Raw genomic sequence first — 22,534 nt, forward strand, 5'->3', positions numbered from 1 at the left:
GTGGTGTCGCGCGACACCGATCCGGTGCGCTACGAAAGCGATCCTGGCTGGCGCCAGTTCCTGCATTTCTATTCGGACAACAATTCCTGCCTCAGGCGCAGCGTCTGGGAAAAGATCCCCTATCCCGACGTCGAGTTCGCCGAGGACCAGATCTGGGCCCATCGGGTGATCGAGGCGGGCTACGCCAAGGCCTATGCCGACGACGCGGTGGTTCGTCACTCGCACGACTACGGCCCTCTGGAGCGGTTCCAGCGCGCCTTCGATGAATCGAACGCCTTCCGCGTGCTGTTCGGCTATTCGCTGTGCGGCACCCCGTCGAAGGCCGCCCGCGCAATCGGCTGGCACGTCAGGCGCGACATCGGCTTTGCCCGGAAGAACGGCATCGGCCTTGCCGCAACCTGCGGGCAGGTTGCCCGGGGAATCGCCCAGGTCGGCGGCCAGATGGCGGGCAGCCACGGCCACCGGCTGCCGGGCGCCCTGCGCCTGCGGCTGTCTCGCGACAAGCGGCTGCAGCGCAGCCTGCCCGTGGCCAGCGCCTGATGGGGGGCGCAGCGCCCAGACGCGTCACCGTTGTCGGCGGCGGCGGCTTCATCGGCACCAACCTATGCCGGCGCCTCGCCGCGGACGGCGTCGCGACGCGCGCCTTCGGCCGAAGCCGCGGCTTCCCGGACGCCCTTGAAGGTATCGACTGGATTCAGGGCACCCTGTCGGACCGCGACGCCGTCTCCCGCGCCATCGACGGAGCCGATGCCGTGGTCCATCTCGTCAGCACGACCACGCCGGCCTCCTCGAATGCGGACATGGCGGCCGACGTCGCCGGCAACGTGCTCGCCAGCATCGGACTGCTGGAGGAATGCGTGTCCGCCGGCGTCGGGAAGGTGGTCTACCTGTCCTCCGGCGGCACGGTCTACGGGGTTCCCGAGACCGTTCCGATCCCCGAGGCCGCACCGACCGATCCGATCAGTTCCTACGGCATCACGCGGCTTGCGATCGAGAAGTATCTGGGCCTGTTCGGCCGCCTGCACGGGCTCGACTCCGTCACCCTGCGGGTTGCCAACTGCTACGGCCCCTACCAGCGGCTGCGCGGCCAGCAGGGCGTCGTCGCCGCCTTCCTGGAGCGTGGCCTCAGGGGCGAGCCGGTGGAACTCTGGGGCGACGGCGAGACGGTCCGCGACTACGTCTTCGTCGAGGACGTCGTGCAGGCGATCCTGCTGGCGATCGGACACGCCGGACCCGAAAAGGTGATCAACGTCGGCAGCGGCGAGGGACGCTCGCTCAACGACGTCGTCGCCTCGCTCGGCGACGCGCTCGGTGCCCCGCTGGAGGTCGTGCGCCGGGAAGGCCGCGCCGTCGACGTGCCGCGCAGCGTGCTGGACATCTCGCTTGCCGAACGGGCACTTGGCTGGACGCCGGAGACGTCGTGGGAAGAGGGGCTGCGCCGCACCGTCGCCTGGGCGCGGAAGCGGCAGGCCTAACCCGCCGTGCCGAAGCGCACCGACGTCGCCCGCGATTTCTCGTTCATCGGCACGATCGCGATGCGCTTCAATCCGGATGCGGCCTCGATGCGGAAGGCCGGCGTCGTCGAGGCGACCTCGACCAGCAGCCGGTGGCCGGCGTGGAAGCTGCCCTCGTAGTCGTAGTAGAGCCGCACGGCGTCGCCCGCCCGGGGCCGGCCGTCGTCGAGCGCGAAGGCAAGCACGAAGGCGGACGGGAAGCCGCCCTCCGGCGCGGCCCAGACCGAGGCCCGGCCGGCCGCATAGCCGATCTCGCCGGCGCCGAGACTGCCCGGCGGGACCGCCAGCTCTCCCCCCGCGTCTCCTGCCGCGCATTCGGCCGCATAGAAGGCGTGCTCGGGCAAGTTGACGTAGCCGTCGCCTTGCCCGGTGATCATCGACGCCGCCCGGCCGATCCGCTCCGGGGTCGCCTCGATGCCGAGGAAGGCGGCGATCTCGGCTGCCGCGATCTCGCGATCCTCGGTCGCCTGCTCGTAGTTGACCAGCAGCACCGGCGCGTCGATGCCGTCCAGGAAGGCGAAGATCCCCTCGTAGCTTTTCAACGCGTCGACGACGGAGGCGCCGAGGTCGCCGCCGGTGCGCTTCACCGCGCTCTGGCCGCGCGCGAGCGGATGGCGCAGGACGAACAGGTAGTGCGGGTTGCGCAGGCTCGGGTGGAACCTGTCCATCACCGTCGACGCCTCGGGGAACTTGAAGCCCCACAGGCCGTGCTCGGCATCGCGCGCCTTCGCGATCCCGGCAAAGGTGTCGAATTCCTGGCGGTTGACGATCTGCTGGACGCGGGCGTCCTCGTGGTTGAAGCCGAGGTCGTCGCCCATGTTGACGCCGAGGCCGCGCAGGGTGCCGGCGACCATCGAGGTGCCGCCGCGCGCGATCCCGAGCACCACTGCCGTGCGCGGTGCGCCGGGGGCGAGCCTCGTCGGGCGCAGCACGGCGCAGGCGCCCTTGCGCCCCGTGCCGAGCACGGTGCGCCGCCCGGTGCCGGCGTCGAGCACGGTCGAGGAATAGGCGGGGTTGGAGACGGCGTTCACGCTCAACGCCGATTTGCCGCCGAGACCGCGGCGCAATCGTCCCAGGGCCCGCCGGAATCGCATGCTGTCCTCAGCCTGCGGCGCTGCGGGAAGCCGGCGCGGCGGACCGATCGATCGCTTTCAGCGTATCGGCCATCTTGCGCGCCTGGTCGTCCCAGGTCGTCCGGTTGGCGAAATCGAGCGCCCTTTCGACCATCGTCTCGACCGGCCTGCCGCCCTCCAGCGTTTTGAGCACCGTCTGCGCGATCGAAGCGATGGTCAGGTCGCACTTGGCCGCAACGTCGTCGCCGACCAGCCAGTCGTTGTTCGGGCCGCGGTTGATCACCACCGGGCAGCCGCAGGCCATCATCTCGAGCGGCAGCAGCGAAAGGTTGGTCAGCGACAGCACCAGGCCGGCGTCGCACTGGCTGTAGAGATCGGCGAGCCTGGAGACCGGCAACTGCTTGGCGTCGACGTGCGGGAACGGGATGTGGTAGTCGCGCAGGTTCCAGCCGGCCAGCACCACCTCGACGTCGTCGCGCGCCGCGCAGACGTCGCGAAGCGCCATGATGCCCATCTCGAAGGCCCGGCGCGGCGTGCTCGGGCGGGCATAGAAGAACACCTGCTTCTTCGCCTTTGGCCGCTTCGGCACCCGGTAGTAGGTCTCCCGATCGAACGAGAACGAGAAGGCGGCGGTCGGCATGCCGTAGTCGCGGGCGAGCTTCTCCTTCAGCCAGTCGCCCGCCGTCATGCCGAACATGCCCAGACGATAGGTGTCCTCGGCGAAGATGTGCTCGGCCCCGGTGGCGTAGAAATCCGGCTCGAAATCCTGGACGAAATAGATCCTGTGGGCGGCGTCGCGGTTCTTCGCCACCCAGTAGGCGGTCTGCCAGCCGGTGGCCACCAGGAAACGGCTCGGCGGGATGGCGTCGCAGCCGAGCACGACCTTCAGGTGCTGCAGCGGAAAGAAGTGCTGCCGGATCGCCTGCAGGGCGGCGTCCGCCGACGGCCAGTGGTGCGGCTCCTGGACGACGACGGTCTGGTTGGTGAAGCCGAGCTTCTCCAGCCCGTAGACCATGCGCAGGATGTTGATGTGGCCGCCGGAATTCGGCGAGAAGTTGGGGATCACCCAGGTCACCGAGTCGGCCGGCGCCGCGGCTGCCTCAGGATCCCCGGTCCCGGTCTCGTGGCCGAAGATCGCGTCGTAGAACTCCACCACCACGCCCCGGTGCCCCGGCGGCGGCGAGCCGACCACTTCGGCGACCGACCGCCGCAGCGCCGCGCTCAGTCCGTACTTGCGGACGTAGGTGGGGGCGTTGCGGAGCTTCGACAGCATTGGGGTCCTCGGTCGGGCGCGGGCGGCGCGTCCCGGTATCGGTGTCGCAGGCGTCAGTGCGATGCGCGGGCGGCGAGCCGCAACAGATACTTGCCATACTCGGTCTTGGCCAGCCGCTCGCCGGCGGCGGTCAGCTGGTCGCGCCCGATGAAGCCCTTCAGATAGGCGATCTCCTCGGGACAGGCGATCTTCAGGCCCTGGCGCCGCTCGACGGTCTGGATGTAGGAGGCGGCCTCGTGCAGGGCGTCGTGGGTGCCGGTATCGAGCCAGGCATAGCCGCGCCCAAGCCGTTCGACCCGCAGTTTTCCGGCGTCGAGATAGGCCTGGTTGACGGTGGTGATCTCGAGTTCGCCGCGCGCCGACGGCTTCACGTCGCGGGCGATCGTGACGACGTCGTTGTCGTAGAAATAAAGGCCCGTCACGGCCCAGTCCGACTTCGGAACCTCCGGCTTCTCCTCGATCGACAGCGCCCTGCCGTCGGCATCGAAGGCGACCACGCCGTAGCGCTCGGGATCGACCACCTGATAGGCGAACACGGTCGCGCCGGCTTCCCGGGAGCCCGCCGACTCGAGCTGCTCCTGCAGGCCGTGGCCGTAGAAGATGTTGTCGCCGAGGATCAGCGCGCAGCGGTCCGAGCCGATGAAGTCGGCGCCGATGATGAAGGCCTGCGCGAGCCCCTCCGGGCGCGGCTGCACCGCGTAGGCGAAGTTCATGCCCCAGTCGGCGCCGGTGCCGAGCAGCGTCCGATAGAGCGGCAGGTGCTCGGGCGTCGAGATAATCAGGATGTCGCGGATTCCCGCCAGCATCAGCACCGACAGCGGATAGTAGATCATCGGCTTGTCGTAGACCGGCAGCAGCTGCTTGCTGGAGGCGATGGTCAGGGGGTGCAGTCGCGTGCCGCTGCCGCCCGCCAGGATGATGCCTTTCATAGCGATTCCTCACGTTCCGGGAGCTGCGGGGATGGGGGACTGGTCGTCGCTCGCGTGACCGCAGCGCTTGCTCTAGCCGGTCCTCGGGGCGGGGTCAAACCGGATGATCTCGCCGGCCGCCGGCCCGGCCGCAGCGTCGACAGGAGCTCCAGCACCTCGGCGCTGTCTGCCGCGAAGGGCATGTCGGCGGTCGTCTGCCAGAGGAACCGCTCGACCCGCACGAACAGCACAATGTCGGCCTCGGCGATCGCCTTCGTCGCCAGCGCCGTGAGGCCGGACTGGACGTGGATGAAGGTGGTCGTCGCGAAGTACTGACTGAGCGAGGGCCGCATCGACGTGCCGTAGGAATCGCAGATCACCGCGATCTTCGGCAGCAGCGTGGCGTCGGACCTGCCCTTGCGGCGGGCGCGGTACTGGTAGGCGGCGGTCTTGGCGCCTTTCTCGACCCCGGCCTTCTGCACCCGGATCCCGGGTCGCCGGAAGCTCCACGGCCGGATCGTCTCGGTCGTGTCGAGACCGGCGTATCTGGCCAGGTCCGGAACGTACTTGCGCGGTTTGCCGCGGCTGGCTTCGAGCGCCGTGTCGAGGCCCGGATCGAGCGTCGCCACGATCCGCCTGGTCAGGGCGACGGCGCCGAGCGGGGTCCAGTGGGTGTCCCTGGGATAGTAGAGCGGTTCCGGCGCCGTTCGGGCGGCCGCTTCCAGGTCGCTCCAGGCGTCGATGAAGCCGCCGACCGGCTCGCGGCGCATCAGCTCGCGGAATTCGTCGAGACGCGCGCGCACCCGGTCCTGGCGCCGGGCGTCGCGCTCGCTCAGATACTGCGGATAGACGGTCGGCTTGTGCGGCGCGAAGGCGAACAGGAAGGTCTTGCCGGCCGCCTCGACCTGCGACTTCAGCCCCAGGATGCCCTCGCGCACCGCTTCCGGCTCGAAGCCGGGGGCGAGTCCGTTGGCGATCGCCGGCTCGAAGTACAGCCAGCCGTCGCGGCCCTGCAGGATCATCGCGTCGTCGATGTCGCCGAACAGGCCGCGGTCGATCCTCGTGTCGATGGCGCGGACCTGCCGCCGCAATGGCACCCGGTCGCGCAGCCACGCGCCGACCTCGCCGTAGGTCGCCGCGTCCAGCGCATCGGCCGCCGCCAGGTCCGGAAACGGCAGCGGGTCGCGGTTGAGATCGCCGGTGTCGGGCCCCAGCAGCGGCGATCCCGCCAGGACCGCGACGAGCGGCCCGGCCGTGACGGCGGCGATCAGGATCTTTTCCCAGAGGCGCATGGTCGGACCACTAGAACTGGAAGTAGATGAACGCGGTGAACGATCCCGCGACGATCAGCACCAGCGCGTAAGGATAGCCGATGCCGAGCACCGTGGCGCGCGCGGCCATCGATGCCGGTCCGTCGCCGAGCATCAGGTCGGGCATCCTGAACGCGCGCGGCAGGACGAACACCACCGACGCCAGCGCCAGGACGAACAGGGCCCGGTTGCCGGCGACACGGGCGACGGCGTCCGGCAGTCCGTCGAGATCGGGGGAGGCGAGGGCCGCGTAGTAGGCGCCCGCGGCGGCAAGGTCCGGCGAGCGGAACAGCACCCAGCCGCCCATCACCAGCAGCAGGGTCAGCGCGCGCGCCGCGACGACGGCGGCCGGCGCCGTGAAGCGCTTGTCGCGCCAGCCGCTGGCGCGTTCGGCCGCCAGCAGAACCCCGTGCCAGGCGCCCCACAGGATGAAGGTCCAGTTGGCGCCGTGCCACAGGCCGGTCACCAGGAACACGATCCAGAGATTGGCGTAGGTGCGCAGCGGCCCGTCGCGGTTGCCGCCGAGCGGGACATAGAGGTAATCGCGAAACCAGGTCGACAGGCTGATGTGCCAGCGCCGCCAGAACTCGGTGATCGAGTGCGCGGAGTAGGGCCGGTCGAAATTCTCCGGAAAGCGGAAGCCGAGAATGCGCCCGAGCCCGATCGCCATGTCCGAATAGCCGGAGAAGTCGAAATAGATCTGGATCGTATAGGCGACCAGCCCCAGCCATGCGGTCGCGAAGGTCAGGTCGCCGCCCGTCGCCGCGAAGGCCGCGTCGGCGATCGGTGCCACGGAGTCCGCCACCACCACCTTCTTGACGAGGCCGAGCGCGAAGCGTTGCGCGCCCTCGACGAAATCGTCGAACCGCGTCTGCCGGACCACGAGGTCTCCGGCGATGTCGGCATAGCGTACGATCGGCCCGGCAACGAGCTGCGGGAACATCGACACGTAGAGGGCGAAGTCGAACAGGCTCCGCACCGGCTTCGCCGCCCCACGCGCGACGTCGAAGACGTAGGACATCGCCTGGAACGTGAAGAAGGATATGCCGATCGGCAGGATCACGCCGTCCCAGGCGATCGTCCCCAGGCCGGCCATCGTGCCGACCTGGTTGAACTGCAGCACGATGAAATTGGCGTATTTGAAGTAGCCGAGGACCGCCAGGTTGGCCGTCACGGCGCCGGCGATGGCAAGGCGCATAAGGCCTCGGCTGCCCGAGGCGCGCGCCCGGGCGACGAGTGCCCCGAACGCGAAGTTGACGAGGACCGAGCCTGCGAGGATGACGACGAGCGCGCCCGATCCCCACAGGTAGAACACGAAGCTCGCCGCGAGCAGCACCGCGTTGCGGGCGGCGGCGGGGACGAGGAAGTAAAGGCCGATCGAGACCGGCAGGAAGAAGAACAGGAACTCGATCGACGCGAAGACCATGGGCGTCGCCCCGGAAGCCGGCCGGCGGGGCGGGGTGGCGCCGCCGCCGTCCGTCGCGGTCTATTTGCGGAAGGTCTTCTCCACGTAGGTCAGCAGCTCCTCGAGGGCCTGCTCGACCGAAAGCTTGCTGGTGTCGACGATGAGTTCGGCCGAATCGGGCGCCTCGTAGGGCGCCGAGATGCCGGTGAACTCCTTGATCTCGCCGGACCGGGCCTTGGCGTAGAGCCCCTTGGGATCGCGCTGTTCGCACGTCTCCAGGTCCGCCTTGATGTAGATCTCGTGGAACATGTCGCCGGCCGCGGCGCGCGCGCGTTCGCGGTCCGACTGATAGGGCGAGATGAAAGCGGTGATCGCCAGCACCCCGGCGCGGGAGAACAGGCCGGCAACCTCGCCGACACGGCGGATGTTCTCCGCCCGGTCTTCCGGCGAGAAGCCCAGGTTGGCGTTCAGGCCGAAGCGGATGTTGTCGCCGTCCAGCACGTAGGTCTGGTAGCCGCGGTCGAACAGCGCCCGCTCGAGCTTGGTGGCCAGCGTCGACTTGCCGGCGCCCGAGAGGCCGGTGAACCACAGCACGCCGCCCTTGTGGCCGTTCTGGCGCTCGCGGTCCTCGGTCGGCACGCCGTGCTCGACCCGGGTGATGTTCTGCGAGCGCTGGGTGTAGAGCTGGCGCTGGTCGGCATAGCCTTCCATCGAGATGATGCCGCCGCCGGCGATGTCGTAGCCGTCGATCAGCACGAAGCGGCCGGTGCGGCCGTTGCGGGTATGCTCGTCGAGCGGCAGCAGCCGGCGCGACCGCAACACCACCTCGCCGACCTGGTTCCGTTCCACCTTGGTGGTGGTCGACGACGACAGGTCGGTGGTGTCGAGCACATGCTCGATCTCCTGCACCGTCACCCGCGCGTCCGCGGTGGCAAGTTTCATCTTGTAGGTCTTGCCCTTCTCGAGCGCATTGCGCCCGAGCCAGAAGATCCGGGCCCTGAACACCTCCGTCTCGACCGGCGGGTTCTTCAGGTGGGAGGCGATGTCGCCGCGCTCGACGAAGATCTGCTCGTCGAGCGTAATGCCGATGCACTGGCCGGCGCTGACGGTATTCGGCTGGCCGTCGGCATTCGACGGCTCCGGCCAGACCTCGATCGACTTCACCCGCGCCGTCTTGTTCGACGGCGAGAAGATCAGCTCGTCGCCGACATGCAGGCGGCCGGACTCGATGCGGCCGGCAATGATGCGCCGGGTATCGAACTTGTAGACGTCCTGGACGGGCAGCCGCAGCGGCCGGTCGAGGTGGGCGGTCGGCAGCTGGAAGGAATCCAGCGACCCGACCACGGTCGGCCCGTCGTACCAGTCCATGCTGGTCGAGCGATTGGCGATATTGTCGCCTTCACGGGCCGAAACCGGCACCACGTAGGTCGGCGTCACGCCGATCGACGACAGATAGGCGCGATATTCGGTCTCGATCTCGGCAAACACGTCCTCGCGGTAGCCGACCGCGTCCATCTTGTTCACCGCAACCGCGATCTGGCGGACGCCGAGCAGGTGCAGGAGGTAGCCGTGCCGGCGCGACTGCTCCTGGACGCCTTCGGTGGCGTCGATCACCAGCACCGCGGCGTCGGCCTGCGCCGCGCCGGTGATCATGTTCTTGAGGAACTCCTTGTGGCCCGGCGCGTCGATGATCGTGTAGTCGCGCTTCTCGGTCTTGAACCAGATCTGCGCGGTGTCGATCGTGATGCCCTGGTCGCGCTCTGCCTGCATGGCGTCCATCAGGAACGCCCATTCGAACGGCATGCCGCGCCGCTCGCACATCTTCTTGATCGCCTCGAACTTGCCCTCCGGCAGTGAGCCGGTGTCGTGGAACAGGCGGCCGACCAGGGTCGACTTGCCGTGGTCGACATGGCCGACGATGACGATTCGGAGCAGTTGCCGCAACGAGGCGCGTTGGGCTGCTGCGTTGTCGGGGATGGGACCAGCGTTCATGACGGAGCTTTCGGACATTGTTTCTGTGGGGGCGTTGATCTTCGGACGGAAGGAAGCGGCTGCGAGGACTACATGTAGCCTTCGGCGCGCAGGCGCTCGAAGGAATCCTCGGCCTCGTGATCCATGGCGCGCCCGGACCGTTCGGAGACCTTGGTCGTCATCAGTTCCTCGATGATCTCCTCGACGGTCGTCGCGTCGGAGTCGACGGGGAAGGTGATGTCCTCGTCGCCCAGCGACCGGTAGCGCTTGCCGTTCTTGGAGAAATACAGCGAGATCAGCGGAATGCCTTCGCGCGCCGAATACCGCCAGATGTCGATTTCGGTCCAGTGCAGCAGCGGATGCACGCGGATGTGGACGCCGGGCGGGAAATCGGTCTTGTACTGGTCCCAGAACTCCGGCGGCTGGTCGCGGTAGTCCCACTGGCCGGTCTCGCCGCGCGGGCTGAACACGCGCTCCTTGGCGCGCAGCGCCTCCTCGTCGCGCCGGATCCCGGCGAACAGGGCGTTGAACTTGTGCTTCTCGATGGCGGCCTTCAGGCCGAGCGTCTTGCGCGCGGCGGAGCGGGCTGCCGGCGGCAGGGTCTCGTCGGTCTGGTCGACCGGCGGGCACTCCTCCCGGATGAAGTTCAGTTTCCACTCGCTGGCATAGCGGTCGCGGAACTCGTACATCTCCTTGAACTTCTTGCCCGTGTCGACATGCATAACGGGAAACGGCACGTGGCCGAAGAATGCCTTGCGGGCCAGCCACAGCATCACGTTGGAGTCCTTCCCGAGGCTCCACAGCATCGCGATGTTGTCGATGCGGTTGAAGGCTTCCCGGAAGATATAGATGCTCTGGGCTTCGAGCTCGTCGAGATGGTTCATGGGGTCTCTTCTTGTATCGGGCCGAACCGGACGGCGCCGGGTCGTTGCGTACAGGGTTTGTAACGGTCCTGAGCGATCATAAAAACCGGTATCGCCAAGCGGCCGGTTTCTTTATCTCGGATTGCCCCTTAGGAAAACCGTGCTGTGCGGATCGGGCGCAGACTCAATGGGCGGCCTTATAGCGAAGCCGGTCCGCGGAGAAAAGGCCTTTGTGCGCTGCAGCAAAATCGTGTCGGTCAAACGGGCTTCGACGAGCATAGATTTTCATGGCTTCCCCTCCTCGCGTTACCATTGTGCTGCTGAACTGGAACGGCGGGACCCGCGTCGTCGAATGCTATCGCGCCGCGCGGGCCCAGACGGGGGCGGACGTGGAGGTGATCCTCGTCGACAACGCCTCGGAAGACGGCTCGCTCGAGCTGTGCCTGGCCGAAGGCGAGCCCGACCGGCTCGTCCGGCTGCCGCGCAACGTCGGTTTCGCCGCCGGAATGAATGCGGGGATCGCCGAGGCGGCCGGTGAATGGGTGATGCCGCTCGGCAACGACGTCTGGCTGCCGCCGGACTATGTGGCGACCGTTGTGGCCCGGGGCGATCGGGATCCGGAGATCGGCGTCGTGGGCGGCGCCGAATATGCCTGGGTCGACGGCGAGCGCACCGACATCCCTCGGCCGAGCGCCGGTGCCTTCTTCCTGACCCGGGAACTGCGCGGCCGCTGGGTCCGGCGGGACGAGGATACCTATGCGTTCGGGGTCTCGGGCTCGATGCCGCTGATGCGCCGGGCGATGCTGGACGACCTGCACGCGGTGCATGGCTACTGGTACGACGAGCGCTTCGGCACCGGCTACGAGGACCTGGACCTCTGGTTTCGCATGCAGCATCGCGGCTGGAAGGCGCTGTTCTGCCCGTCGGCGCGGGCCTGGCATGTCGGCTCCGCGTCGGCCGCCGGCGCGTCCGGCTTCCTCGACAAGGCACCGGACTATCAGCGACGGCTGTTCCGCAACCGGCGCCTGATCTGGATGAAGAACGTGTCGCCCGGCATGCGACGCCGGCTCGGCCTGCGCTGGCGCGCGTTCGAACTGCTGCTGCCAGTCTATCTGGCGCTCCGGTCCCCGCGGGCGCTCGGCCCGTGGTGGTCGGGGACCAGGGACGCGGGGCGCATGTCGGCGGAAATCGGCGAGGAAGCCGCGCGCGCCCGTGCCGCCGGCCTCGTTCCCGACGAGACCCTGCTCGGGTACATCCGGTAGTCTATTCGGCCGTGCGAAGGCTGATCTCGTTGACCTCGATGGCGCGCCCCTTGCCCTCGACGTCCGCCCAGATCGCGATCAGCGGCTTCTTGCCGCCCTGTTCCTCGAAGGCGTATTCGATCGTGTAGGGCCGGAACTCGCCGTCCGGGGTGAACTCCTGCCAGCCGGTCGTCTGCTTGTTGCTGTCGATGATCGCCGCGGCAAACCTGGGACTCGGATCGCCCGGTGCCGCGCGTGCCACGATGGTGACGGCGAGCGTCTTGCCGGCCAGTTGCGCGCGGATCGCCGGCGAGAGGGTGACGCGTGCGGCCTTCGCCTTGGTGTCCGGATCGGCCGTTTTCGCCCTCGACGAGATATGGACCGCGCCGGGCCCGAAGATCCCGCCGCTCGACTCCACGCTGGTGCCGCGGCCGCCGCGCACCCGGCTTGTTCCCGCCCCGAGGAACAGCGTCGCCGCGCCTTTTTCCTGGAGCCGCTTGGCGACGGCCTCGTAACCGGCTACGGTCGGCGCGTTCAGGCCGGCGAGGATCAGATAGGCGCCGACGAGGACGGCCAGCAGGGCGACGAGCGCCGCGCCGGCGACCATCGCGGTGCGGTTCTTCAGGAAACCCCGGGCGCCTTTGCGGGCCGGCTCTTCGTCCCCCCAGATATCCTGCTGCGGCGTCGGCTTCGGTGACCCGGCCTGCTGCTGCCGGCCGCGGGTCAGGAAGGCGGGAAACCGCGAGCCGCCCCGCGGAGCGGCAGGTCCGGCCGCAGCCGTCTTTCCCCTCGGCCGGCCCGCGCCACTCCTGGACGCCCCGCCGGTCTGGCTCACCCCGCCGCTCGGGCCCGGATTGCCTGCCTGGGCGGCCCGGCCGGCCTGCGCCGCACTGTGCTGGGGCGTGACCTCGGCGCCGCGGGCGGCGAACTCCTCCTCTGTGCGCGCGATCGCCTGCTCCAGCGCGGACTGGTGGGCGATCTGCTCGCTGGCCGGCATCTTCGGCTCGGCGGTCGCGATCAGGCGGTCCAGCTCGCTGCGGACATGGGCGTACACGGCCTGGCGGGCCTCGACGTCATCGCGGCCGGTCGCGGCGATGGAACGCGCGAGGATTGCATAGTAGCGGTCCAAGGAGACGAACTCTCTTTCAACGTTTACCGGCTACGAATAGCCGATGCTCGCCGAAGATGCGATCCCCGACGAACGGCGGTGCGTCGGCGCGGCCGCTCGGTGGTCCGGCATCGGGCCGGTTGCGAGGGAGGGCGACCGGCCGGCACTATAACTTCGAACTCCCGGCCGTGAGCGCTGAATAGGTCCTGATGAAGGACGTAAACCTGAAACTTAACCGGAATTAACCGTGCCGAGACCGGCAAGATCATGCCGTGGGCGACCGCGAAACAGAGTATGCAATTGTTTACCATTGGCGCAGTTCGAGCCGAGATCTGCCTGTTCACTCCGATTGATTAAGCTGTCCGTAACGGGGCGCCCGTAGCGTCCGCCGTGTGTTTCGATCGAACAAGCAATCAAGCAAGCATCGAAGCCGGATGTCTGGAAGATCAGGGACCAGGAGCCACGTGATGAAGAACCTGCTCAAGACCTTCGCCCGCGACGAGTCGGGCACGACCGCCATCGAGTACGGCCTGATCGCCGCGGGCATCTCCGTGGCGATCGTGGCGATCGTCGGCACGCTCGGCGATTCCCTCTCGACCGGCTTGGAGTCCGTGAAGGCCGGCATCCAGTAGGCAGCGCCGCCGCCTTGCGCGCTGATGCGCGGGGGCGGCACGCACGCATGATCGACGCACTGCTCCTTCTCGTCTTTCCAGCGGCAATGGCGCTCGGCGCCTGCTGCGATCTCTTCGCCATGAAGATCCCGAACCGGCTGACGCTCGGCTTCGCGGCGCTGTTCCCGGTCGCCGCACTTGCCGCCGGCCTGCCGGTCGAGGTGATCGGGCACCACCTGATCGCCGGCGCCGGGATGCTCTTGCTGGCGTTCGCGCTGTTCGGCATGGGCTGGATCGGCGGCGGCGACGCCAAGCTCGTCGCGGCCACGGCCCTGTGGGTCGGCTGGCCGGCGCTGCTGCCCCTGCTCATCTGGGCCTCGCTGCTGGGCGGCATCCTGACGATGTCGCTGCTCGCCGCGCGCCGGGTCCCCCTGCCGGCGGCGCTCGGCCGGATGGACTGGCTCGTGCGGCTGCACGATGCCCGGCAGGGAATCCCCTACGGCATCGCACTCGCCGGCGCCGGCCTCGTCGTCTATCCGCAGACCGTCTGGATGGCCGTCTTCGCCTGAGGATCGCCCCCGGCGTCTCATGCGAAATCATGCAATATATGTCGGAATGCTACGAATCCATCGGATTATGTAGACGAAACGCATATCGACAAATAGGTTTCGCGGCGGAGGATGATGCCGCGCCATGCAGGATTTCGCCGCAGCCTTCGGGCTTGCCTTCAGGTTGATCGCGACCGCCGATGCCGGTCTCGTCGAGATCGTGCTGCTGTCGCTGCGCGTCAGCCTGAGCGCGGTTGCGATCGCGGCGCTGGTCGGCCTGCCGCTCGGGGCGGTGCTGGCGGTGACCCGGTTCCCGGGCCGCGGCGCGCTGATCGTGCTGGTCAATGCGCTGATGGGCCTGCCGCCGGTGGTGGTCGGCCTGCTCGTCTACCTGCTGCTGTCGCGGGCCGGGCCGCTCGGCGTGCTGGAACTGCTCTATACGCCGACAGCCATGACCATCGCCCAGGCGGTGCTGGTGACGCCGATCATCGCCGCGCTGACCCGCCAGGTCGTGGACGACCTCCACCGCGAGTATGACGAGCAGCTGCGCTCGCTCGGCGTCGGCTGGTACGACGCCGTCGGCACGCTGCTCTGGGACGCCAGGGCGAGCCTTGCCACCGCCATGCTGGCCGGCTTCGGCCGCGCCATCGCCGAGGTCGGCGCGGTCATCATCGTCGGCGGCAACATCGCCCACGTCACCCGCGTGATGACGACCGCGATCGCGCTGGAAACATCGAAGGGCGACCTGGCGCTGGCGCTGGCGCTCGGCTTCATCCTGATCCTGCTCGCCGTCGGCGTGAACGCGCTGGTGATGGCACTGCGCGACCACCGGCTGGAGGCGGCCCGTGCCTGAACCGGTGGCGATCTCCCGCCCCGCCCAGGCGGCGATGCCGTCGTCCGCCGGCGACATCCTGCCCCTGCGCGCCGAGGCCTTGAGCTTCGAAGCCGGCGGCCGGCGGCTGGTCGATGCCGTCGACCTCGATCTCGGTCCGGGGACCCGCACGATCGTCATGGGGCCGAACGGCGCCGGCAAGAGCCTGCTGCTCAGGCTGCTGCACGGATTGATCAGGCCGAGCGGCGGCCGCGTCCTGTGGAACGGCAGGCCCGCCGATGCGGCCGTCCTGCGCCGGCAGGCGATGGTGTTCCAGCATCCCGTGCTGCTGCGCCGCTCGGTGTCCGCCAACATCGCCTACGCGCTGAAGGTGCGTCGACTGCCGGTGGCCGAGCGCCGCGCCAGGGTCGCCGACATGCTGGAGCTCGCCAACCTGGAGGCCCTCGCCCACGCGCCGGCCCGGGTGCTGTCCGGCGGCGAGCAGCAGCGCCTGGCGCTCGCCCGCGCGCTGGCCACCCGCCCGGAGATCCTGTTCCTCGACGAGCCGACCTCGAGCCTCGACCCGGCGGCCACCGCGGCGATCGAGCGCATCGTCTGGGAGGCCGCCGACCGGGGCACCAAGATCGTCATGGTCACCCACGACATCGGACAGGCCCGCCGCCTCGCCGACGAGATCGTTTTCATGCATCGCGGCCGGGTCGCCGAACGCAGCGCCGCGTTCCGCTTCTTCCAGGCCCCCGTCTCCGCGCCGGCGGCGGATTTTCTGTCCGGCAAACTGGTTCTCTAGATACTGCGCTCAGGAGAGAAGACATGACCCACACCGGAAGACGTCCCGGAATCCGACTGCTCGTCGCCGCCGGCCTCGCCGTCGCATCCCTCGCGACCGCGCTCGCGCCTGCCGCCGCGCAGGACGACTTCATCATCGTCCAGTCGACCACCTCGACCGAGAATTCGGGCCTGTTCGAGGACCTCCTGCCGAAGTTCACCGAAAAGACCGGCACCCAGGTGCGCGTCGTCGCCGTGGGCACCGGCCAGGCGATCAAGAACGCCCAGAACTGCGACGGCGATGTGCTGTTCGTCCATGCCAGGCCGGCCGAGGAGCAGTTCGTGGCGGACGGCTACGGCGTCTCGCGCGCCGACGTCATGTACAACGACTTCGTGATCGTCGGGCCGAAATCCGATCCGGCCGGCATCCGGGGCGAGACGGACGTTGCTGCCGCGCTGAAGACGATTTCCGGGTCCGAAGCCCCGTTCGCCTCGCGCGGCGACGATTCCGGCACCCACAAGGCCGAACTCCGCCTGTGGGAGATCGCCGGCGTCGATCCCGCGGCGTCGAGCGGATCGTGGTACCGCGAGACCGGCTCGGGCATGGGGCCGACCCTCAATATCGCCTCTGGCATGGACGCCTACGCACTGACCGATCGCGCAACCTGGATCGCCTTCGAGAACAAGGGCGATCTGGAAATCGTCGTGGAGGGCGACGACCGGCTGTTCAACCAGTACGGCGTCATCCTGGTCAGCCCCGACAAGTGCCCGTCGGTGAAGGCGCACCTCGGCCAGGCCTTCGTCGACTGGATCCTGAGCCCGGAGGGACAGAAGGCGATCGCGGACTACAAGGTCGGCGGCCAGCAGCTGTTCTTCCCGAATGCCGACAAGAGCTCCGGCTGACCGGGAATCCCGAAGGAAACCGGCGAAAGGTGCGCGCGCAACCGCGTCCGGCCGGCCGGTCGTCCTGTTCGCCGCCGGCAGCCTGAAAGCAGCGCTCGGGGAGGTCGCCGCGGCGTTCACGGCCGAGACGGGCGTTCCGGTGCGGGCCGAGTTCGGCCCGTCCGGTGTGCTGCGAAAGCGTATCGAAGGCGGCGAGGCCGCCGATGTCTTCGCCTCCGCCAACATGGCCCATCCCGCAGCGCTCCGCGACGCGGGGCGAACGGAGCAGGTCTTCCCGTTCGCCCGCAACCGGTTGTGCGCCATCGTCCGGCCCGGCCTTGCGGTCGACAGCGCCGGCCTGCTCGACGCCATGCTCGACCCGGCCGTGCGGGTGGCCATCTCCACTCCCGGCGCGGATCCCTCCGGCGACTACGCCATGGCGCTGTTCGACAGGGCCGACGCGCTGAGGCCGGGTGCCGCCGCAGCCCTCCGCGCCAAGGCATTGCGACTGACCGGCGCACCGGATTCCCCGGCGCCGCCGGACGGCCGCAATCCGTATGGCTGGGTGATCGGCGGGAACCGGGCCGACCTGTTCCTGACCTATCGCACCAACGCCCGCCTGGCACAGGCGGACACGCCGGGACTGGCGATCGTGGCGGTTCCGGACGCACTGGCGGTCGGCGCCGAGTACGGCCTCGCGGTCCTGCACGGCGCGTCCGACCACGCGGCCGATCTCGCCGCATGCATTCTGTCGATGAGGGGGCAGGAGATACTGCGCAGCTACGGCTTCGGCCAGCTCTAGGGTCCGTTGTAGTGCACCGTGCCGAATCCCGACACGTCGTAGCCGCCGAGTTCCTCGGCCTTGTCGCGGAAGGCCTGTGTCCGGCAGAACGCGATCAGCGTGTGCAGCGCGGGTTCAAACCAGCTCCGCCGCCACACCAGCAGGTCGAACCGCTCCTGCATCAGCGGCACGAAACCCAGCCTGTACTCCCGCGCCACGCAGGCGATGCCGAGCCCGGCGTCCGCCCGGCCGTTCAGGACCGAGATCGCAACGTCGTGTTCGGTGCGCGCCGCCGCCGTCAGGTCGAGTTCGCCGTCCGACAGTCCCTCGTCCTCCAGAAGCGACCGGAGCAGGTGCTGCGCGCCCGCCTCCGCCTGGCGCGGCACCAGGCGCCGGCCCTTCACGTCGGCGACGGAGCGGATGTCGAGCGGATTGCCGTTGGCGACGACCAGGCCGCGCTCCCGCCACGCCCATTCGACCAGCGCCACCGGCATCACCGGAAACCTGCGCGCCACGTGCCCCACGTTCCATTGGCGCCCTTCGGCCGCAGCCGACGGTTCGCCGATGTGGATGCCGCAGAACAGCGCCTCGCGCCGGCCGAACCGCTCCAGGCCGTCGAGCGAGCCATCGAAGAAGGTGGCGATGCCGCAGCGCGATTCCCGCAGGGCCCAGTCGAGCAGGGGATCGTGGCTGCCTGCGGCGACCGCCGGCGGATCGGGCAGCGAGACGAGGTCGCCGGAGACCTCCGTGTGCCTTGCCAGCCACGCCTCGATCAGGTGGCGCGGAAACAGCAGCTTGCCCGTGACGCGCGTGAACGGCACCTCCGAGGCCGCGGCGAGCTCGTAGACCTTGCGCTCCTTGACGCGCAGCAGGTCCGCCAGCTCCTTCGTCGTCAGGTAGAGGTTCGTCTCGGCCATGCTCTCGAACCCGTCCCGGATCAGCCCTCGTAGACGACGCGGCCATCGGCGACGGTCGCCACCGGGCGCACGGTATCGAGACCTTCGGGATCGATCGCCTCGATATCCTCCGACAGCACCACCACGTCGGCCAGCATGCCCGGCTTGAGCTGCCCCTTGCGGGTTTCCATGCGCTCGATCCAGGCCCCGTCGCGGGTATACGAGGCGACCGCTTCCTCCAGGCTCTGGCGCTGGTCGGGATCGCCCTCGGCCCAGCGCCTGCGGGTCACCGCCGCCTTGATGCAGGACATCGGATCGACCGGCGAGACCGGCCAGTCGGTGGCGAAGATCATCGGCGCGCCTGCCTCCCGCAGCGTCCGCCAGGCGTAGGCGTACGGCCACTTGCCACGGCCGATGACCGTGGCGGTCGGTTCGATGGGGAAGCCGGTTCCCGGCGCGTGGATCGGCTGCATCGAGGCGCCGACGCCGAGTTCGGCGAAGCGGGGGATGTCGTCGGGATGGACCACCTCGATATGCTCGATGCGGTGACGCGAGTCGCGCCGGCCGTTGGCCGCCGCGGCCGCCGCGTAGCCGTCGAGCACGATCCGCACCGCCCCGTCGCCGATGGCGTGGACGGCGATCTGCAGCCCGCGCCGGTCGATCGCGGTGGCCAGCTCGGCGAAGCGCTTCGGCTCGAACAGCGGCTCGCCCCGCCAGCCCGGCCTGCCGGGATAGTCGTCGAGCATCACGGCGGTCCACGAATCGAGAACGCCGTCCATGAAGAACTTGACGAAGCCCGAGCGCAGCCGCTCCGAGGTGTAGCGCCGGTTCATCTGCTCGGCCCTGTCGAGCATGCCGACATCCATGAAGTTCTTGAAATGGAAGGGCACGCGCACGCGCAGCGACAGGCCTTCCTGCCGGTCGATCTCGTCGAGCAGCTCCAGCTGGTAGAAGTTGCCGTCCATGTTCTGGACCGAGGTGACGCCGTGCTTGGCGCAATGGGCGAGCCCCCGGCGCATGATGTCGCGATCGTAGTCGCGCTCGCGGGCGGTGGGCGCCGGATGCGGCTCGCCGCCTGTCTCCAGCCCGAGCCGGAACCGGCCGCCGGCGGTCCCCAGCGCCAGCACCGGATTGAAGGCCTCGCCCTCGCGCAGCTCGCCGGCCGCCTTGCCGTCGGGCCCCATGACGATCTCGTTGCCGACGCCGAGCCGGCGGCCCTCGAGGATGCCGGCCTTGCCCAGCGCCGCGGTGTTGGCCCAGGCGGTGTGGTGGTCGGCGGCGAACATCAGGAACGGCCGGTCGGGCAGGATGTCGTCGAGATGCCGGCGGGTCAGGCGTTCGGTTTCCGACAGCACCGTGTAGTCGGCGCCCTGGGCGAGCAGCAGCGGTTCGTCCGGGCGCGCCTCCGCGTAGGCGCGGACCGCCTTCGTCAGCGCGTCCATGCCGTGCACGCCGGCAAGCTGCAGGTGGTCGAGTTCGGCCGCGCCGGAGAACAGGTGCACGTGGGCGTCGTTGAAGCCCGGCAGGACGCTGCCGCCGGCCGCATCGACGATCCGGGTCGCATCGGTGCGAAGCCCGGCGATCTCGTCGCGCCTGCCGACGGCGAGGATCTCGTTTCCGGCGATCGCCACCGCCTCGGCGCGCGGCGCGTCGGGGTCGACGGTCATGACCCGGCCATTGGTGACGATCAGGTCGGCTTTGGCGGACATCGAGGCTCCTGCGGGTTCGGCCGTTTCGGAATCTGCCCGGCCTTCATAGCCCGGCGCGGCGGATTTGGGCAGGGGGGCAGGGTGTGTGGGGCGATCCGCCGATCTAGAACTCGACCTCGAGTTCGATGATCTCGTCGGGCTCCGCCAGCGCGCCCTCGGTCCATTCCTGCATCAGCGGCCATGCGAAGATCGTCTCGCAATAGGCAGCGAGCGCCGGCTCCAGATCGACCGCGTAGGTGCGGAAGCGGGTGCAGACCGGGGCGTACATGGCGTCGGCCATGCTCAGCTCGCCGAACAGGTACGGGCCGCCGTACATCTGCAGGCATTCCGTCCAGATCGCCTTGATCCGCTCGACGTCGGGCCGGGCGCCGGAGAATATCTTGAAGCTCTCGTGGCGGGCCTTCAGGTTCATCGGCAGGGCCGAGCGCAGGTTGTAGAAGCCCGAGTGGATCTCGCCCGATACCGCGCGGCAATGCGCCCGCACGGCGCGGTCGGCCGGCAGCAGGCCGGCTTCCGGGGCGATCTCGGCCAGGTACTCGCCGATCGCCAGCGTGTCCCACACCGTCACCTCGCCGTGGGTCAGCCGCGGCACCAGCACCGACGGCGACAGCAGCAGCAGCTCCTGGCGGCTGTCGGGATCGTCGACGTCGACGGGCGCCTCGACGAAATCGAGCCCGGCCATCCGGCACAGGAGCCAGCCGCGCAGCGACCAGGATGAGTAGTTCTTCGAGGATATCGTCAGGGTGGCGCGGGTCATGTGCTGCTGGTCGCCCCTCGGTGTCCGCTTCTGCAGGATCATTATCTTCTCGCAATGCAGCAATATTGGCACTAGTTTTTTTGCATTGCGGCAACGGCAGCGGGGGGAAGGCGCGTGCTCTATCAGGCCTATCAGCTCCAGGACGACCTGATCGCGCCGCTGCGCGCCTTCGCCCGCCAGTTCGGCGAGATGCCCGAATGGAACCTGCCGCGCTTTCCTGCCTTCGGGCCGGCCTTCGGTGGCGCCGCCGGCGCCGCACGGCGCTATTCGGCGGCGATGGCGCTGGTCGAGCGCTTCGAGCTGAGCCACGCCCGGCCCGACTTCGGCATCGACACGGTGCGGGTCGGCAATCGCGACGTGCCGGTGACGATCGAGGTGACCGTCGACCGGCCGTTCGGCAAGCTGCTGCGCTTTGCCCGCGACATCGACACCGGGCAGCCGAAGGTGCTGGTGGTGGCGCCGCTGTCCGGCCATTTCTCGACGCTGCTGCGCGGCACGGTCGCGACGCTGCTGCGCGACCACGAAGTCTACATCACCGACTGGGTCAACGCCCGCGACGTGCCGACCGAGGCCGGCGCCTTCGGCATCGACGACTACATCGCCTACCTGATCGGCTTCCTCGAGGCGATCGGCCCCGGCGCCCACCTGCTCGCCGTCTGCCAGCCCTGCGTCCAGGCGCTCGCCGCCGTCGCCGTGATGTCGGAGGCCGACCATCCCGCGACGCCGCGCTCGATGACGCTGATGGCCGGCCCGATCGACACCCGCGAGAGCCCGACCCAGGTCAATGAGCTGGCGACCAGCCGGCCGCTGTCCTGGTTCGAGCGCACCGTCATCGCCAGCGTGCCGCGCCGCTATGCCGGCGGCGGCCGGCGCGTCTATCCAGGCTTCGTCCAGCTGTTCGCCTTCATGGCGATGAACATGGACCGCCACACCGCCGCCCACCGCAGGCTCTACGCCCACATCGCCGCCGGCGAGACGGCCGAGGCCGAGAGGATCAAGACCTTCTACGACGAGTATTTCGCCGTCCTCGATCTGACCGGGGAGTTCTACCTGGAGACGATCGACCGGGTCTTCCAGCGCGCCGAACTGGCCACCGGCGACTTCACCTGGCGCGGCCGCCCCGTCGATCCCGCCGCCATCCGCAAGACCGCGCTGCTGACCGTCGAGGGCGGCCGCGACGACATCTGCGCGCTCGGCCAGACGGCGGCCGCCCACGACCTCTGCCGCTCGCTGCGCCCCCACCTCAAGCGCCACCACCTGCAGGCCAATGTCGGCCACTACGGCGTCTTCAGCGGCCGCCGCTGGGAGCGCGAGATCTATCCGGTCGTACGCAACATGATCCTGGCGATGGAGTGGGAAACGGTTCGCCGGGAGGCGAACGAAATGCGCAGCATTTCGAGTTTCGAACGCCCGAGGCCCAAAGCCGAGGGCAGCGGTGGCGCCGGAGGCGCCATCGAAAGCGTCGCTTTCGAAAGGACGAACGTGCGAAGCCCGAAGCCGAGCGCAGCGCTGGCGCTGCGGCCTGCAACCCCGTCGGCCGGCTGGAGCGTCAGCACGCACGCCGTCGGCGCCCTCGCATCGCAGCCCGCCGGCATCGAGCCGGCGGCCCGCGCACCCCCACCCCGACCCTCCCCCATCGAGGGGGAGGGGGAACAGTGGGCGGTGGCCGGTATCAGACCCCGACGCCCGCGCCTGCCGCACGACCGTATCGTGATCCAGCCCCCACGCCTCCCGGCAAACGCATCCGAAATGCGCAGCATTTCGAGTTCCGACCGCGCGAGGCCGGTAGCCGTGGGCAGCGCTGGCGCTGCGGCCTGCAACCCCGTCGGCCGGCTGGAGCGTCAGCACGCACGCCGTCTGCGCCCTCGCATCGCAGCCCGCCGGCATCGAGCCGGCGGCCGGCGCACCCCCACCCCGACCCTCCCCCGTCAAGGGGGAGGGAGGTGTGTGCCGGAGGGAGAGGACGCGGGATCTCGATCCGGTCGTGCTGCAGCTGCTGAGTTCATGGCCGGATTCGCAGCATCGCCCCCAGTTCCCCCTCCCCCTTGATGGGGGAGGGTCGGGGTGGGGGTGGCGCAAGGCGGGCT

20 protein-coding genes and 1 pseudogene are annotated in these 22,534 nt (G+C 69.1%); 10 read left to right on the top strand and 11 right to left on the bottom strand.

Annotated features, from left to right (window positions below):
* Nucleotides 1-540: glycosyltransferase family 2 protein (locus V3328_RS26240; protein ID WP_422732930.1), on the top strand; the 540-nt coding region annotated here is incomplete at its 5' end.
* Nucleotides 540-1,475 (top strand): NAD-dependent epimerase/dehydratase family protein, encoded by a 936-nt coding sequence (locus V3328_RS26245; RefSeq protein ID WP_340332704.1) that lies wholly within the window; start codon nucleotides 540-542, stop codon nucleotides 1,473-1,475. The genes V3328_RS26240 and V3328_RS26245, both read left to right, overlap by 1 nt.
* Here the strand turns inward: V3328_RS26245 and V3328_RS26250 are convergent.
* From V3328_RS26250 to cysD, 7 genes are all read right to left on the bottom strand, one after another.
* Nucleotides 1,472-2,551, bottom strand: coding sequence for a hypothetical protein (locus V3328_RS26250; RefSeq protein WP_340332705.1), 1,080 nt, complete (start codon nucleotides 2,549-2,551; stop codon nucleotides 1,472-1,474). The two genes, V3328_RS26245 and V3328_RS26250, sit on opposite strands and share 4 nt — an antisense overlap.
* 64 nt (nucleotides 2,552-2,615) lie before the next feature.
* Nucleotides 2,616-3,860: a rhamnosyltransferase WsaF family glycosyltransferase gene (locus V3328_RS26255; RefSeq protein WP_340332706.1), complete on the bottom strand. Its 1,245-nt coding sequence runs from the start codon at nucleotides 3,858-3,860 to the stop codon at nucleotides 2,616-2,618.
* A gap of 53 nt (nucleotides 3,861-3,913) precedes the next feature.
* Nucleotides 3,914-4,789 (bottom strand): glucose-1-phosphate thymidylyltransferase RfbA, encoded by an 876-nt coding sequence (gene rfbA, locus V3328_RS26260; RefSeq protein ID WP_340332707.1) that lies wholly within the window; start codon nucleotides 4,787-4,789, stop codon nucleotides 3,914-3,916.
* The gene (locus V3328_RS26265) at nucleotides 4,786-6,060 is read right to left on the bottom strand and encodes an alginate O-acetyltransferase AlgX-related protein (RefSeq protein ID WP_340332708.1); all 1,275 of its coding nucleotides are present in this window, start codon (nucleotides 6,058-6,060) and stop codon (nucleotides 4,786-4,788) included. The genes rfbA and V3328_RS26265 overlap by 4 nt, the downstream gene beginning before the upstream one ends.
* Before the next feature lie 10 nt (nucleotides 6,061-6,070).
* The gene (locus V3328_RS26270; protein WP_340332709.1) at nucleotides 6,071-7,504 is read right to left on the bottom strand and encodes an MBOAT family O-acyltransferase; all 1,434 of its coding nucleotides are present in this window, start codon (nucleotides 7,502-7,504) and stop codon (nucleotides 6,071-6,073) included.
* A 60-nt stretch (nucleotides 7,505-7,564) separates the two neighbouring features.
* Entirely contained in the window at nucleotides 7,565-9,475 is a 1,911-nt protein-coding gene (gene cysC, locus V3328_RS26275) for an adenylyl-sulfate kinase (RefSeq protein ID WP_340332710.1), read from the bottom strand.
* A 68-nt stretch (nucleotides 9,476-9,543) separates the two neighbouring features.
* Nucleotides 9,544-10,338 (bottom strand): sulfate adenylyltransferase subunit CysD, encoded by a 795-nt coding sequence (cysD, locus tag V3328_RS26280; RefSeq protein ID WP_340332711.1) that lies wholly within the window; start codon nucleotides 10,336-10,338, stop codon nucleotides 9,544-9,546.
* Nucleotides 10,339-10,604: 266 nt separating this feature from the next.
* Here cysD and V3328_RS26285 point away from each other — a divergent pair, with 266 nt between their 5' ends.
* On the top strand, nucleotides 10,605-11,579 hold the full coding sequence (locus tag V3328_RS26285; protein WP_340332712.1) for a glycosyltransferase family 2 protein: 975 nt from the start codon (nucleotides 10,605-10,607) through the stop codon (nucleotides 11,577-11,579).
* 1 nt (nucleotide 11,580) lies between these two features.
* Here the strand turns inward: V3328_RS26285 and V3328_RS26290 are convergent, their stop codons facing one another.
* On the bottom strand, nucleotides 11,581-12,687 hold the full coding sequence (locus V3328_RS26290) for a hypothetical protein (RefSeq protein ID WP_340332713.1): 1,107 nt from the start codon (nucleotides 12,685-12,687) through the stop codon (nucleotides 11,581-11,583).
* Between the two features lie 446 nt (nucleotides 12,688-13,133).
* On the opposite strand from V3328_RS26290, the gene V3328_RS26295 reads away from it, so the two are divergent.
* The 6 genes from V3328_RS26295 (at nucleotide 13,134) to V3328_RS26320 (ending at nucleotide 17,106) form a co-directional block, all read left to right on the top strand.
* Nucleotides 13,134-13,298 carry a Flp family type IVb pilin gene (locus V3328_RS26295; RefSeq protein ID WP_340332714.1) on the top strand — a complete coding sequence of 55 codons (165 nt, stop codon included), beginning with the start codon at nucleotides 13,134-13,136 and terminating at the stop codon, nucleotides 13,296-13,298.
* Nucleotides 13,299-13,345: 47 nt separating this feature from the next.
* On the top strand, nucleotides 13,346-13,846 hold the full coding sequence (locus tag V3328_RS26300) for an A24 family peptidase (RefSeq protein WP_340332715.1): 501 nt from the start codon (nucleotides 13,346-13,348) through the stop codon (nucleotides 13,844-13,846).
* Between the two features lie 124 nt (nucleotides 13,847-13,970).
* Entirely contained in the window at nucleotides 13,971-14,678 is a 708-nt protein-coding gene (locus tag V3328_RS26305) for an ABC transporter permease (RefSeq protein WP_340332716.1), read from the top strand.
* Nucleotides 14,671-15,444 (top strand): ATP-binding cassette domain-containing protein, encoded by a 774-nt coding sequence (locus tag V3328_RS26310; protein ID WP_340332717.1) that lies wholly within the window; start codon nucleotides 14,671-14,673, stop codon nucleotides 15,442-15,444. The genes V3328_RS26305 and V3328_RS26310 overlap by 8 nt, the downstream gene beginning before the upstream one ends.
* Nucleotides 15,445-15,467: 23 nt before the next feature.
* A complete protein-coding gene (locus tag V3328_RS26315) occupies nucleotides 15,468-16,325 on the top strand; it encodes an ABC transporter substrate-binding protein (RefSeq protein ID WP_340332718.1) in 858 nt (285 codons plus the stop codon).
* Nucleotides 16,303-17,106, top strand: a complete 804-nt coding sequence (locus tag V3328_RS26320) for a molybdate ABC transporter substrate-binding protein (protein WP_340332719.1) — start codon at nucleotides 16,303-16,305, stop codon at nucleotides 17,104-17,106. The genes V3328_RS26315 and V3328_RS26320 overlap by 23 nt, the downstream gene beginning before the upstream one ends.
* Here V3328_RS26320 and V3328_RS26325 read toward each other — a convergent pair.
* The 3 genes from V3328_RS26325 to V3328_RS26335 all read right to left on the bottom strand — a co-directional run bounded on the left by V3328_RS26325 (nucleotide 17,103) and on the right by V3328_RS26335 (nucleotide 20,447).
* Nucleotides 17,103-18,002, bottom strand: a complete 900-nt coding sequence (locus V3328_RS26325) for a substrate-binding domain-containing protein (protein ID WP_340332720.1) — start codon at nucleotides 18,000-18,002, stop codon at nucleotides 17,103-17,105. The two genes, V3328_RS26320 and V3328_RS26325, sit on opposite strands and share 4 nt — an antisense overlap.
* Before the next feature lie 20 nt (nucleotides 18,003-18,022).
* Nucleotides 18,023-19,690, bottom strand: a complete 1,668-nt coding sequence (locus V3328_RS26330; protein ID WP_340332721.1) for an amidohydrolase — start codon at nucleotides 19,688-19,690, stop codon at nucleotides 18,023-18,025.
* Nucleotides 19,691-19,793: 103 nt separating this feature from the next.
* Complete coding sequence (locus tag V3328_RS26335; RefSeq protein WP_340332722.1) at nucleotides 19,794-20,447, bottom strand: glutathione S-transferase; 654 nt, start codon at nucleotides 20,445-20,447, stop codon at nucleotides 19,794-19,796.
* Nucleotides 20,448-20,561: 114 nt separating this feature from the next.
* On the opposite strand from V3328_RS26335, the pseudogene V3328_RS26340 reads away from it, so the two are divergent.
* Nucleotides 20,562-21,800: pseudogene (locus V3328_RS26340) on the top strand (polyhydroxyalkanoate depolymerase); the annotation flags it as partial.
* Nucleotides 21,801-22,534 lie beyond the last annotated feature (734 nt).

It is taken from the genome of Microbaculum marinum, assembly GCF_037855135.1.
GTDB classification, from domain to species: domain Bacteria; phylum Pseudomonadota; class Alphaproteobacteria; order Rhizobiales; family Tepidamorphaceae; genus Microbaculum; species Microbaculum marinum.